The following is a 12,932-nucleotide window of genomic DNA, read 5'->3' on the forward strand; positions in this document are numbered from 1 at the left end:
GATTTTATGGATTTCCTTTTCCGAATAAAAGAAGATCTTGAGATCCGCGGTTACTTAAGAAGAGATCTTTGATCCCGTCACCGTTTAGATCTATAAAATCGATATCAAAACCTCTTCCCGAAACACTTTCGGGAAGAATATTGCCAGTGTCTTCCGTAAAGTTACCTTCGCCATTGTTAAGGTAAAGGCTAAACTGAGTATCACCTTCAAATCTAGCTCCGTTAGTATTTCCAGTCATGATGTCTGCGTCACCATCATTGTCAATATCTAAGAAAGCAAGTCCAAAACAGCGATTGTTGTCTGCTGGTATATTAGTATTTGTGATATCAGAGAAAAATCCTTTCCCATCATTGAGAAGCAATCTATTTTGTCTCAGAGCATTTTCTACAAAAGCTTGAACATTGCCAAACAAGATGTCCAAGTCACCATCATTGTCAATGTCTGCTAATACTACTTCTCTAGTTTCTTCAGGTTCTTCTCGGTATGGTATTCTACTTGATGATTGATCTTCGAAATAGCCATTGCCATCATTTATTAGGATTCGATTGGCATCTTCATTACCAATTAACAGATCAAAATCTCCATCATTATCTACATCGGCTGGGGTAATGTCTTGAGTCACATCTTTGAAAATCCCTAATCGATCATTTGTCTCATCCTTAAACTGGCCTTTTCCATCATTTATCAAGAGGTTATTTTGACCATTATTTCCAATAATAATATCCATGGCTTTATCATTATTGACATCAATAATTACTACAGAATTAGACGTTCCATCAACAGGAATTCTTTCTCCGGCATCTATGAAAGTACCATCACCGTTGTTCAAATAAAGCTCATTCGTTTTATCATCTTCGCTCACAACAATGATGTCTGGGTCGCCGTCTAGATCGAAGTCTGCAATTCCAATATCCTCACTGTCATGTGCTATTTGAGGTATTCTAGAGGTACTTTCATTTGTGAATTTCCCTTTTCCATCGTTGATGAGCAAGATGTTCGGTCTGTGCTCATTTGCGATCAAAATATCCATATCTCCATCTTGATCTAAATCAGCAATGCCAGCGTCCATAGACAAAAGTTGAAGGTCTTCAAATGGTAAGTGCGTACGCGTCACATCTTTGTATAGGGGAGTATTTTCAGCTTTCTCATCATTCTTTTGCTGGCTGCAGCTGATATTTATAATTCCTAGCGCTAAGCAGATCAATAGGACTCTTTTCATTGCTTTTATGATTTAGGCTAAAATATTAACCTCAGTATTTAGCGCATAGCCATTTTATACAAGTGGAAATTAGGGTAACATGTTGTGCCCTGTAAATTATATTTTAAGCCAATGCGTAACCTTATTACTATTTTGTAGTATTTAAGGTGTATATTTATACTACTAAATAGTATTAATAGATATGTCTGACTACAAAATCGGAGAATTCGAAGAGATCGTAATGTATACGGTAGGCATCCTTCATGGGAATGCTTACGGTGTGACGATCAAAGATGAAATTGAAAATCGGGTAAATAGAAAAGTAAGTATAGGGGCACTCCAAGTGACCTTGAGGCGATTGGAGAAAAAAGGACTATTAAGCAGCGACCAAGGAGAAACAGAAGATTCTCGTCGTGGCCGACCTAAACTTTTCTTTTCACTTACAGCTACAGGCAAGAATGTTTTGGTCAACATTCGTGAAAACCGCAATCAGCTGTGGGATGCATTACCTAAAGTAGTAATCGATCTGCGATGATGAATCAGACAAACCCACCAAAACTTCCTTGGTACTTCTTAAAGTGGTTCTGCAAGCGAGAATATCTACCTGACGTTGAAGGAGATTTGCTGCAGTATTACGATAGAAGGGTTAAGGATTTGGGTATTAGAAAAGCCAATTGGATGTTTACCCGTGACGTACTGCTATTGTTTCGTCCTGGTATGATCCGCTCAATTAACGAATCTCAAAAACTCAGAATTATGGACTTACTCTTACACAGCTTTAAAGTATCATTTCGGAATTTTAATAAATACCGAGCCTCATTTTTAATCAATTTACTTGGTCTGTCTACGGGCCTCGCATGCGTTCTATTAATATTTCTATGGGTGCAGGATGAGCTATCCATCGATCAATTTCATGCCAATGGCGATAATCTCTACCAGCTTTTGGAGAATGTGGATCAGGGCGGAGGTATGATCACAAGAACCACTACAGCAGGACCTACATCACCCGGATTGATGGAAGACTTTCCTGAAATAGAATTAGCAGTTTCTACTACCTGGGACGAAAGCGCCTCACTGTTTTTAGGGGAAAAAAGCGTGGCGACATTTGGGATGTATGCTCACGAAGGATTTTTTAAACTGTTTAGTTGGGAAATTACCAGTGGTAATCCCAATCAGTTGCTAACGGATCCATCCAGTATTGTTTTATCAGAAAAGGTAGCGAAGAGTTTGTTTGGTGATGAAAACCCAATTGGTAAAACAATTGAATATCAAGGTGAAGAGTCGCTCAAAGTAACAGGTGTTTTTAAAGACATTCCGAAAAAATCTACCATTCAATTCGAGTTTATTATTCCTTTTTCAAATTTCTGGAATAATAACGAATGGTCTCAAAATTGGTACAATACAGCATTCAGTACCTACATCTTATTTAAAGAAGGGGCAGATATTGATGCATTCAATGAAAAAGTGAATGACTATGTGCGCGAAAAAACTGAAGGGAACGCGAGTCATAGATCTCCTTTCGTGGCATCATTTGGTGAGAGGTATCTCAATAGCAAGTACGAAAACGGAGTGATTGCAGGAGGTAGAATTGAATACGTCCAGCTTTTTAGTGCCATCGCATTGTTCATATTATTGATAGCATGTATAAACTTCATGAATCTTTCTACTGCGAGGGCTTCAAGACGACTGAAAGAAATAGGAGTAAAGAAAACAGTAGGTGCAAGACGTAGATCATTGATCATTCAATTCTTAAGTGAGTCTATTTTGTTGATGGCTATTTCTATGGTTATTGCACTTTTGATCGTTTGGTTGTTACTCCCTCAATTTAATTTCATCACGGACAAGACATTGGCACTTGCATTTAGTACAGAGTTGATAACGGGAATTTTCATTATCCTATTTGTGGCAGGCTTACTTGCTGGCAGCTATCCAGCCTTCTATTTGTCTAAGTTCAAGCCTGTAGCAGTTCTTAAAGGAGCGCTCAATACTTCGACAGGAGAAGCGTGGGCAAGAAAGGGGTTGGTGACATTACAGTTTACACTATCTATAGTTCTTATCGTTTCCGTAATTGTGGTATTCGAGCAAATTCAGTACACACAAAACGAGAACTTAGGCTATGATAAGGGCAACGTATTAATTATGAACGTAACCGGAGGGTTAGCGGATAGTCTAAAGTATTCAACCTTTTTGAGTGAAGTATCAAAAATCCCCAATGTTGTTGCCGCCTCTGGTTCGAATCATGATATGACGGGTCACAATGGTGGTACGTATGGGATTTTCTGGCCTGGAAAAGATCCAAACGATCGTACAGAGTTTGAACGCATGTTTTGTAAGCAAGGCTTTATAGAGATGATGGATATAGAAATAGTAGAGGGAAGGTCATTCACCGAAGACTTTATGACTGATTGGGGCAAAATCATTTTCAATGAAGCTGCTATTACATACATGGGACTGGAAGACCCCATAGGAACAAAGGTGACGATGTTTAACCAGGAAGTGGAGATAGTAGGTGTGGCTAAAGATTTTCACTTTAATTCGTTTCACGAAGAAGTGAAGCCGGCATTTTTCTATTTGGAAGATGACGACACCTGGTATATTATGGCCAAATTGACTGCAGGTGCTGAGAAAGAAACAATACTTGCTCTTGAAGATCTGCATCAACAGATGAATCCAGGTTTTGATCTTACATACCGATTCTTAGATGATGATTACCAAGAGCTATATGAGGCTGAAAATCGAGTTTCAGCACTTTCGAGCTACTTCGCTACGATAGCGGTGATCATCTCGTGCTTAGGTCTATTTGGATTATCTTCATTTAGTCTGGAACGCAGAAGTAAGGAAATTGGAATTAGAAAAGTATTAGGCTCTTCGGAGTTTAGCTTATCGCAGAGGTTGGTGTTTGATCTAACCAAGATGGTGTTTATTGCTGTACTGATCGGACTACCAATAAGCTATTTAATTGCTGATAGTTGGCTACAAAGTTTTGCTTTTCGCATTCAATTAGAAATTTGGTTTTTCGCAGCAGCAGGTTTTATAACATTAGCTATTGCGTTATTAACGGTTGGTTATCAAGCTGTTAAAGCAGCTAAATTGAACCCTGTTCAATTCTTAAAAGATGAATAGATCAGTTATTAAAACATAAAAGAGAGCCCAAGTAATAAGTATTACTTGGGCTCTCTTGTGAAGAAATGTCTTGGTCTTTCTTAAGGGACACTTTCTTGTAGCCAGTTAAACTCTTTTCCTTCAAGTTTATAGTCACGCTTGTCCCAAAATAAATCCACTTGTAGTGTGTCTTGATTCTTATAAATTCCATTCAACTGTAATCCCCTGTCTTCGAGAGAGGCGTAGGATCCAACAAAGAGTGGAATAGAATCATTTCTAAATCGCTTGATGGTCAATGCGTCAGTGGCACTGTCTAATGAGTAATTGAAGAAGTAGGACCTACCATAGCTAATTCGAAATGCAGAATCCAGTAATCCAATGCTACCTCTGCCACCATTGTCTATAGCGAGGTCCTTCCAGTGAATTTTTGAATCAATATCAGCAGGAATCGTATCTCCATTCAGAATAAAATTGGTGACTGAGTAGTATCCACTTTCAAAAGGAGCTGGAGTAGTTGTATTGCTTCTAGCTTCATAAAACGTGTAATAGTTGTAGAAAGGATAGATCGCGAAACACCCTATAAAGATCAGTTTCAATACCAATCTAGTGGGCTTAAACCATTTTTTGATCATTGGTACATCCCATGAGGTATCAGGCTCTGCTTGTCTGTTTAAAACAAAGAAGTTTAAGATTCGCTTAAGGTTGGTAATACTGATAAATACGCATGCAAGCAGTAACTGAAAGGAGAAGATCTTAACAGGAATGTCGAACGTCATATTGAGTAGAAATACATACGAGAAGACACCAATGCCAAGTAGTGCTCCAAGGCCGACAGTCCTTCGATAGAGTAACAATACACCAACAAGAACCTCTGCAAAGCCGCTAAAAAACTGATAAGCCTTTGAATAGCCTACGAAATTCCATGAGAATCTCATAGCACTGAAATTTCCTAGGTCGGTGGCGTAGTAGCTAGGAGAGGGCGATGGCATTTGTAAGCCAAAGACTTTGATAATCCCATAAATGAATGCGAAGATGATAATGTAGTAGCGTACAACATTTCTAATGGATAGGCTTAACCAGAAGTATGATTTGCGCTTACGGTCTAGTATTGACCAAATGACCGTTCCAACCAATGCATAGAAAAACTGAGCATAGATGGTAGCCCAGCCCATAGATGTATCGCCACTTCCTCTAGTTGGCACTAATTCATCTTTAACTGTATAGATGAAATCGTTAAATAAGTACGTATAACCTTTTGAAAACCACGTGCTATATGCATTTATGAATTCAAAACCAGGGATGGAGCCCAGCCAAGACCATATGGCAGTGGAAAGCACAAAGTAGATGGTGAAAAATCTAAATAGAATTAGCTGATAATTAGGCCAGTCAGCATTGTTACCTCTTATTTCATTCATGGGCTAAAAATAGTTGATTATTGAAATCGAAATATCCTCAATCCTTTCCAACAGGCTTTAATTAACAATTCTTAATGAATTAATTAATGTTTAATAGGAAGACCGTCATGAGTTATCCCATGTTGATATAATCACAAGGCGTTTTTGAATAAAAAGCTGATTCTCAATAAAAATCTCAAATACATTCGAATGCTAATGCAACATATTAACTGTCATCAATTGACTAATTAGTCAATCAATTAATACCTAAATACTTAAAGTAATCAGAATGATTAGCACCAAAAGACCCAATTATTTAAAGCTCAATTTCATAATGCTGGCGATTTTTCTTTTCTCATTTCACCATCAATCCAGCTCGCAAGAAGTTGTCGACGAGACAATAGAATTGGCTGAACTTACAGGCATCCCTAAAACCAAGGTGCTAATTGTAGGTACTTTCCATTTTGATCAAGAGCAGAAATATGATGAGTTATCAGAAGAGAATCAAAAAGAACTTGAGAAAATCACTAAAAGCCTAGCGGTCTTTAATCCTACGAAAGTAGTGGTTGAAAAAGCCCCTTCATTCTCAGAGCGTTACAATAGGGGATATCGCAAACTACTTGATGGCAAACTAAGCCTCGATACCATGAGGAATGAAATTTTTCAATTGGGTTTTCGCATGGCACAATACATGAATCACGATAGTATTTACCTGTTTGATAATAAACCTGATTACATAGGATCACTAAAGGGCTTTACGTTTGAAAAAATGCTTGCTTATGCAGACGAATATGATTCTGCATTCAATAAAGTACACTTTGATAAAATCAATAAGGTATTTACTCAAAATCAAAATACCCTCAATTCATTGCCGCTATATCAAAATCTTAAGATGAGAAACTCACTACAAATGGAAAAATACAATACCTATCGAATGCACATGATCGAGATGCGAATGGGAATTAATGATAGTTGGATGGGACCCGATTGGTTAGGTAGGTGGTATCAACGAAACATTCGCATGATGACCCATATTATGAAATTCATGACACCAGAAGATCGCATAATCGTTTTCGTTGGTGATAATCATAAATGGGTTCTTGAGCAGCTTATGAATAATACTCCCGAATTTGAGGTGGTGTCTTCTTTTGATTATTTCTAATTGATATTCAACCGCTTTAATCTAGCTCCAAATACTTCGATTTGGTTTTATTGATCCACTTTTTAAGAATTAGCCAAATAATAAGGTAGGATAGTAAGTACCAGACTTTATACCTCCCGAAAAGTGGCATTTCAATTGCCAGATCGAATAGGTCTAATTCGAAATTGAGACCCAAAATATTGACTTCTAAACCTTCTTCGAACCCAATACTTGTGCCGAGTAATCCGTGGAGTGATGCTTGGATACCACTACCACTAGCAGACATCCCCAATGATTGATCCAATGGGCGCCAATCTTTGCCAATAGCTGTAGAAGGAAGGTCAAGACCCATTTCAGGAACTTTCAAACCTACCCATGACACAAAAGTGTTGCTATTGGGACCTGGAAAAAGGGTGTATTCGTTGCTGTAAGGATATACTTCAATCGCTTCATCAACTTTATCTATGATTTCCTCAACATCTTGTCCCCGAAGATCCAATAGCAATGTTGCTTGATTGCCCCACCAAGAATCAATTGGAACATGCGTTTCACGGAAAAGTACATTTCCGTTTCTATCTTGTTTCCATCCTATGACTTGATTGACTTCAAATACATCGCTCCCTTGCCTTTTCATAGCAATCCATGAGTGAACAGCAAACATTCCTTTAGGTCCCCAGGTTCTCGCTGCATAGACCCGCAATATTGCTTCGTCATAATTTTCGGGATGAGCAACAACATCATCGGATGCCATTGACATGCCTAAGGATTTTGCTCCATGATTTATCAGTGATGGCATGAATAAGAATACGATAAATGCAAGTCGGAAAAGGTATGATTTAGAATTCTTGGGAGAGGTCTTTCCAAACTTCTTTCTGTATTCGTCCTTTTCGCGATTGGTGAGATTTCTATCCATCTTTTACCTTGGGTAAGGCATAGTCTTTTCAAGTGTGCTAGAGCTCTAAAACGGTCGAATATCTGATCTAGTTGCTTATCTGCTAGCTTTTCGTGTATTCAATCTTGAGGATGTGCCATACGAACTTTGCAACTTTAGTCTCAACGATTGCTTCATCACCGACTTTCTTGTCGAGCAATGCCTTAGCCATTGGAGAGTCCATAGATATGTAATCTTTATTGCCTATCAGTTCTTCATAGCCCACGATTCGAAAACGCTTTTTGAGCTTTTTTTCTTTATTCTCAATCTCTACCCAAGCTCCAAATGATACTTTATCCTCCATGTGGGGATGGTAGTCGATGACCTTGAAGTTGTCAATACATCTTCGTAGATATAACAGGCGTTTGTCGATTTCACGCAGCCGCTTTTTATTGTAGTGGTAGTCGGCGTTTTCAGATCGATCGCCTAGGCTGGCAGCCCAAGCAACTTTATTAGTAATGTCTGGACGTTCTACTCGCCAAAGGTGATCGAGTTCTTCCTTTAAGCGTTCCATACCTTCTGGCGTGACTAGCTGTGATCGTATGAGCTTTTTTTTCTCCACGGAGCAAAATTATGATTCTGGAAGTAATTGAAAAGTATAATGCCGTACATAATCAAACTACTATTTCTTAGAAGTCTTAACCTTTTTCTTTATGTAATTAAGAACTTGCTGGTAGTTACTATTTTCTTGATTGCTAATATGAAGCACTTTGCCATTCGAAAGCACAATAGTCAAGCGCTTATAATCCGCATTTTTTTGTTTGACCACTTCTTCATGCCAGTTAGCTACATCAGAAATGTTAAATGATTTCTTCCCTCCAAGAAAATACTGGTATGTGAGCTTATTGTTTCCAATCGTCAGTCTAAGTGCGGATGTATATCCTTTTCTGGCTACAGCTATAGCTATCACTAATAAGATTGGTGTGAATATCAGTTTCAGCCACAAGTAAGAATCTGGATTTTGAAGTAGTGTATAAAACAACCAAGAATCTGTGATTAGAATACCAATCAGAAATAGCCCAATTGATATCAATATGCTGGTTTTTGGCTTAGATTGAATCATTGGATTCAAGGTTAATTTTTTTTGATAAAGGGGTAAAGTTACCTTATGGTTTTTTTAATGTTTATATTGTATTATAGTTGATAGTTATATATCTAATAGATATATTATATTTGCTTCAATATCAAAAATTATGAGTCGAAAAAGTAAAACACGTTACTCGATACTTGTCATGCTTAGTATCAAACCAATGTCAGGCTATGATATGAAGCAATTCACAAAAGATGTTATATCTAATTTTTGGAGTGAGAGTTATGGGCAGATATATTCAAACCTAAAACTCCTTATAGAAGAAGGTTTAGTATCAGGTAGGGAGGTTATTGATGGCAAAAAACCATACAAAACTGTCTATAAGATCACCAATAAAGGTAACAAAGTACTTGGTGAGTGGCTGTGTGAACCGGTTTCTACTCAAGTGCCTAGAGACGAACTTTCATTAAAGCTCTTTGTTGGCCCATTAATTCCTTTGGAAATATCTCTTAAGCATATTCATACACATCGAGAACAACAAGAGATGCAATTGGATAGATTAAAAAAATCTATCACTAGAATGGAGAATGAGGTGCCGGATTCGACCCCTTTTAAAGCATACTGGCTGTCCGGGAGTAGGCTAGGGATTTTGGTGAGAGAAGCTAGAATAAAGTGGTGTGATGAAATGGAATTAATGATACAAAAGCAAATAAATAAACTACCATAAAATGAATAAAGAAACTGCCATGTATAAAAGAGCTTGGGCTATGCTAATTATGCCCCCTTTCATGCTAATGTTTGTAAGTGTAATCTTCGGCGTGATTTTTTTCATCTATTCATCCGGTGATGGCTCAGCTATTCCAAGTTATTTCCAATCTTATATGCCATTGATTACTGCAGTTAATCATGTATCCCTATTTTTTATTCTTAGATATTTTCTAAAAAAAGATAATCTTACACTCAAAGACATCGGTTGGTATGTTGATCCTAAAAAACTTCCAATAGATATCTTCATAGGTTTAGGAGCTGCCGCTATTCTCTTTTTTTATAATGATCTCATTATCCAGCCAATTCAAGCTATTTTTAGAGGGGTTGATCCGGATTTTAATCTTCAGTTTGAAATTAGGAATCAAATTGATTGGACATTTTTGGCTGTTGCGGCAACCCTGCCTCTAATAGAAGAAATGATTTATCGGGGGTACGCATATAGGGTATTAAAAAGCAAATATGGCTCTATCATAACAATTATAGCTTCAAGCATCTTGTTTGGAGCACTGCATTGGGGAATGGGTATTCTTACTTCCACATTAATTATCCCTTTTGGGATACTGTACTTTTTGATAGCTATGTATAGGAAAGGAAATTTAATTGCAGTGACTTTTAGTCATTTGCTGTATAACTCTATTGTATTGATAATCAGGTAGTTATATATTTTAATTTTAATACTATCCAAAGATGAAGATTTGTTTCGGTTTTATTTTCGCTTTATGTTTTTCATTTTCACGTTTCTCCCAATTAGATATTTCATTCTTGAATGTTGAATCAACTGAAAATGATCTTGTTGTGAGTATTTACAATTCCGAAAATAGTTTTGATTCAAAAGAAGCATTTATCAGAAGCTCTGTTTCAACGAATAGAGGAGAAATGAGCTATAAGCGAAATGGCCTGAAGCCTGGCTATTATGTCGTTACAGTCTTTCATGACTTAAATGGTAATGGCAAGTTCGATAAAAATTTCATTGGTATGCCAAAAGAACCTTATGGTGTTTCAAACAATCTTAAAGAACAATTTGGACCTCCAAAATACGAGCGAGTAAAGTTCTATTATGATGGTAATGCAATGTCTTTGTCGATTAGAATTGATGATAACTAAATGAACCATACGCACTATTATCTGTGATAGTATGATTGATAGTATGTCTTAAAATCAAAATCATGAGAATTTACTTACTTGCATTCACTTTACTTTCAATAGCCACTTTAACAAAGGGACAGAACTCAACTGATGTTGCTCAAGTTTTTGAACCGGGTGTTATATCATTAGCGGAAACATGGGAGGAGTACATAACATTTTCTCCTGATGGAAATCAGCTAGCTTTCAACCGGCGAGGCAAGAATCTCGATCACAAAGGATTTAGGATTTATATATCTCAAAAAGAGAATGGTAAATGGTCAAATCCAGTTTTAGCACCATTTTCCAAAAATCCGTTTCAAGATAGAAGCCCGCAATTTTCGCCAGACGGTAATCGTATTTACTTTTCTTCCAATAGGCCATTAGGTCTAAGTACGGACGATTTACCAAAGAGCTCAGATATATGGTATTCAGAACGAACTAAAAATGGTTGGAGTGAACCTGTTTGGTTGGGTGAAGATATTAACCTTCTTGAAGAGAATGAGGTTCATCCAACACTAGCTAAATCCGGCAATCTTTATTTTGTGCGTTGGGGGTCTACTGAAACAGATATTTATTTTAGTAGTAAAAACGGAGAAACTTATTCAGAACCAATAAAGATGGATCAATCTATAAATGGAGATGGACCTGATTCACATCCATATGTTGACCCTGATGAAAGATTTTTAATTTATACACCAACAGATAGACAAGATGGGTATGGTGGTGGAGATATTTACATTTCATATCCTAGCAGAAACGGTACATGGAAAAAATCTGTAAATATTGGAAATACGGTCAACACAGAATGGTATGAATATAGTGCTAAGGTATCCGGAGATTACCTCTATTTTACACGAGCTGGTTTTGGTAATCCAGCTAATAAACCAGCAGATATTTACTTCATAAAGCTGGAAAAAATAGGAATAGAGTTAGATTAATAGCTGTTCATTCTTTGAACTATTTAACCAATTTAATTAAGCTTCAAACCATTACACCACTTTAGGGTTTATTTATAAATCCTTGCGCTATGCCGTTCTCTAAATTGATCATAAGCTACTTGCTTACTACAGTCGTTTTCTTTGCCGTAGATCTACTTTGGCTAGGAGTAATTGCCAAAAACTTTTATGGAAAGCACTTAGCTGATTTTCTGGCAGACCAGGTTAACTGGACCGCTGCTATTGTTTTTTACCTGCTTTTTATAATAGGAATCTTTCTTTTTGTAATTCTGCCCGCGCACGAAAAACAGTCGCTGATGCATGCGATTGTTTATGGTGCTCTTTTTGGTTTTTTCACGTACGCAACTTACGATTTGACGAACCTAGCAACGTTAAACAATTGGCCTATTAAAGTAGTAGTTGTGGATATTCTTTGGGGTATGGTTCTTACCGGAACTGTCAGTGCCAGTGGATATTATATCACTCAATGGCTCAATAAATGAATGTTTTCTATGAAAGCTCAATTTTACTAGGAATCCACATCGTAATATGGTTTACGATCTCCATATACCTGAAACGAAATGATGTGGCAGACTTAGGTTGGGGATTGGGTTACGTTCTTTTATGTACATATCATGCGCTTACCAAGCCAATTCATCCTGTTGTTGGTATTTGTTACATCCTTACGATGTTCTGGGGGCTACGCTTAAGTTTCTATTTGTTTAAACGAAATCGAAACAAGTCTGAAGATTTTCGATACCTACAATGGAGAAAGGAGTGGGGCAATACATTCTATTTACGTTCTTTCTTGCAGGTGTACGTACTTCAATCCTTCTTCCTATTCATGATTATATCGCCTGTATTACATGCAGCCTCATTTACAACGTCAAATTGGTCAACCTTTACTGTGATTGGGATAATCATATGGTTGATAGGGTTTTACTGGCAAGTAGTTGGAGACCGGCAATTAGCATCTTTCATAGCACAGCGGAAAAGCAGAGAGCAAGTACTAGATACTGGCTTGTGGGCTTATTCGAGGCATCCCAACTATTTCGGAGAAGTAGTCATGTGGTGGGGTGTTTATATGATTGTTTGGCCAATGGCAGATAGCTGGATATTTGTTATTGGTCCGATTACCATTACACTGCTAATACGCTATGTTTCTGGTGTTCCTATGTTAGAAAGGAGGTATACTAATAACGAGGTCTATAAGGCCTATAAAAAGAAAGTGCCAGCCTTATTTCCTAAGATTCCTTTCCTTTAGTTCAGCTTCTTTCAATACACAGGTTTAATTTGTTGATTTACTAA

The 12,932-nt window shown here is 37.3% G+C and carries 14 protein-coding genes; 9 read left to right on the forward strand and 5 right to left on the reverse strand.

All coding sequences use genetic code 11. From position 1 onward, the window contains the following. Positions 1–4: 4 nt before the first annotated feature. Positions 5–1,219 carry an FG-GAP repeat domain-containing protein gene (locus tag ACY650_RS17920; protein WP_462249617.1) on the reverse strand — a complete coding sequence of 405 codons (1,215 nt, stop codon included), beginning with the start codon at positions 1,217–1,219 and terminating at the stop codon, positions 5–7. 181 nt (positions 1,220–1,400) lie between these two features. On the opposite strand from ACY650_RS17920, the gene ACY650_RS17925 reads away from it, so the two are divergent. Both ACY650_RS17925 and ACY650_RS17930 read left to right on the forward strand, forming a co-directional pair. Further along, a complete protein-coding gene (locus ACY650_RS17925; RefSeq protein WP_462249619.1) occupies positions 1,401–1,733 on the forward strand; it encodes a PadR family transcriptional regulator in 333 nt (110 codons plus the stop codon). Continuing rightward, complete coding sequence (locus tag ACY650_RS17930; protein WP_462249621.1) at positions 1,730–4,321, forward strand: ABC transporter permease; 2,592 nt, start codon at positions 1,730–1,732, stop codon at positions 4,319–4,321. Before ACY650_RS17925 ends, ACY650_RS17930 begins: the two co-directional genes overlap by 4 nt. An 80-nt stretch (positions 4,322–4,401) precedes the next feature. Here ACY650_RS17930 and ACY650_RS17935 read toward each other — a convergent pair whose 3' ends face one another. Further along, a complete protein-coding gene (locus tag ACY650_RS17935) occupies positions 4,402–5,715 on the reverse strand; it encodes a hypothetical protein (protein ID WP_462249623.1) in 1,314 nt (437 codons plus the stop codon). A gap of 268 nt (positions 5,716–5,983) precedes the next feature. Here ACY650_RS17935 and ACY650_RS17940 point away from each other — a divergent pair, with 268 nt between their 5' ends. Next, on the forward strand, positions 5,984–6,856 hold the full coding sequence (locus ACY650_RS17940; RefSeq protein ID WP_462249625.1) for a DUF5694 domain-containing protein: 873 nt from the start codon (positions 5,984–5,986) through the stop codon (positions 6,854–6,856). Between the two features lie 16 nt (positions 6,857–6,872). On the opposite strand, the gene ACY650_RS17945 is transcribed toward ACY650_RS17940, so the two are convergent. The 3 genes from ACY650_RS17945 to ACY650_RS17955 all read right to left on the reverse strand — a co-directional run bounded on the left by ACY650_RS17945 (position 6,873) and on the right by ACY650_RS17955 (position 8,829). Beyond that, on the reverse strand, positions 6,873–7,748 hold the full coding sequence (locus ACY650_RS17945; protein WP_462249627.1) for a DUF3750 domain-containing protein: 876 nt from the start codon (positions 7,746–7,748) through the stop codon (positions 6,873–6,875). Between the two features lie 82 nt (positions 7,749–7,830). Further along, positions 7,831–8,328: a transcription elongation factor GreB gene (greB, locus tag ACY650_RS17950; protein WP_462249629.1), complete on the reverse strand. Its 498-nt coding sequence runs from the start codon at positions 8,326–8,328 to the stop codon at positions 7,831–7,833. 60 nt (positions 8,329–8,388) lie between these two features. Beyond that, positions 8,389–8,829 carry a hypothetical protein gene (locus ACY650_RS17955; RefSeq protein ID WP_462249631.1) on the reverse strand — a complete coding sequence of 147 codons (441 nt, stop codon included), beginning with the start codon at positions 8,827–8,829 and terminating at the stop codon, positions 8,389–8,391. A 130-nt stretch (positions 8,830–8,959) separates the two neighbouring features. Here ACY650_RS17955 and ACY650_RS17960 point away from each other — a divergent pair, with 130 nt between their 5' ends. The 6 genes from ACY650_RS17960 to ACY650_RS17985 all read left to right on the forward strand — a co-directional run bounded on the left by ACY650_RS17960 (position 8,960) and on the right by ACY650_RS17985 (position 12,888). Continuing rightward, positions 8,960–9,523, forward strand: coding sequence for a PadR family transcriptional regulator (locus tag ACY650_RS17960; protein WP_462249633.1), 564 nt, complete (start codon positions 8,960–8,962; stop codon positions 9,521–9,523). A gap of 1 nt (position 9,524) precedes the next feature. Then, the gene (locus ACY650_RS17965; protein WP_462249635.1) at positions 9,525–10,220 is read left to right on the forward strand and encodes a CPBP family intramembrane glutamic endopeptidase; all 696 of its coding nucleotides are present in this window, start codon (positions 9,525–9,527) and stop codon (positions 10,218–10,220) included. Between the two features lie 31 nt (positions 10,221–10,251). After that, positions 10,252–10,668 (forward strand): DUF2141 domain-containing protein, encoded by a 417-nt coding sequence (locus ACY650_RS17970; protein WP_462249637.1) that lies wholly within the window; start codon positions 10,252–10,254, stop codon positions 10,666–10,668. 62 nt (positions 10,669–10,730) lie between these two features. Then, positions 10,731–11,627: a TolB family protein gene (locus ACY650_RS17975; RefSeq protein ID WP_462249639.1), complete on the forward strand. Its 897-nt coding sequence runs from the start codon at positions 10,731–10,733 to the stop codon at positions 11,625–11,627. Positions 11,628–11,716: 89 nt separating this feature from the next. Beyond that, entirely contained in the window at positions 11,717–12,127 is a 411-nt protein-coding gene (locus ACY650_RS17980; RefSeq protein WP_462249641.1) for a DUF2177 family protein, read from the forward strand. Then, entirely contained in the window at positions 12,124–12,888 is a 765-nt protein-coding gene (locus ACY650_RS17985; protein WP_462249643.1) for a DUF1295 domain-containing protein, read from the forward strand. The genes ACY650_RS17980 and ACY650_RS17985 overlap by 4 nt, the downstream gene beginning before the upstream one ends. The last annotated feature ends 44 nt before the right edge of the window (positions 12,889–12,932 follow it).

Source organism: Ekhidna sp. (assembly GCF_963691765.1).
In the GTDB taxonomy this organism is placed as follows: Bacteria; Bacteroidota; Bacteroidia; order Cytophagales; family Cyclobacteriaceae; genus Ekhidna.

What these genes read in the sequence shown, in the direction of transcription:
- ACY650_RS17920 (WP_462249617.1), bottom strand. Translation starts at nt 1,219, where the DNA reads ATGAAAAGAGTCCTATTGATCTGCTTAGCGCTAGGAATTATAAATATC.
- ACY650_RS17925 (WP_462249619.1), top strand. Translation starts at nt 1,401, where the DNA reads ATGTCTGACTACAAAATCGGAGAATTCGAAGAGATCGTAATGTATACG.
- ACY650_RS17930 (WP_462249621.1), top strand. Translation starts at nt 1,730, where the DNA reads ATGATGAATCAGACAAACCCACCAAAACTTCCTTGGTACTTCTTAAAG.
- ACY650_RS17935 (WP_462249623.1), bottom strand. Translation starts at nt 5,715, where the DNA reads ATGAATGAAATAAGAGGTAACAATGCTGACTGGCCTAATTATCAGCTA.
- ACY650_RS17940 (WP_462249625.1), top strand. Translation starts at nt 5,984, where the DNA reads ATGATTAGCACCAAAAGACCCAATTATTTAAAGCTCAATTTCATAATG.
- ACY650_RS17945 (WP_462249627.1), bottom strand. Translation starts at nt 7,748, where the DNA reads ATGGATAGAAATCTCACCAATCGCGAAAAGGACGAATACAGAAAGAAG.
- ACY650_RS17955 (WP_462249631.1), bottom strand. Translation starts at nt 8,829, where the DNA reads ATGATTCAATCTAAGCCAAAAACCAGCATATTGATATCAATTGGGCTA.
- ACY650_RS17960 (WP_462249633.1), top strand. Translation starts at nt 8,960, where the DNA reads ATGAGTCGAAAAAGTAAAACACGTTACTCGATACTTGTCATGCTTAGT.
- ACY650_RS17965 (WP_462249635.1), top strand. Translation starts at nt 9,525, where the DNA reads ATGAATAAAGAAACTGCCATGTATAAAAGAGCTTGGGCTATGCTAATT.
- ACY650_RS17970 (WP_462249637.1), top strand. Translation starts at nt 10,252, where the DNA reads ATGAAGATTTGTTTCGGTTTTATTTTCGCTTTATGTTTTTCATTTTCA.
- ACY650_RS17975 (WP_462249639.1), top strand. Translation starts at nt 10,731, where the DNA reads ATGAGAATTTACTTACTTGCATTCACTTTACTTTCAATAGCCACTTTA.
- ACY650_RS17980 (WP_462249641.1), top strand. Translation starts at nt 11,717, where the DNA reads ATGCCGTTCTCTAAATTGATCATAAGCTACTTGCTTACTACAGTCGTT.
- ACY650_RS17985 (WP_462249643.1), top strand. Translation starts at nt 12,124, where the DNA reads ATGAATGTTTTCTATGAAAGCTCAATTTTACTAGGAATCCACATCGTA.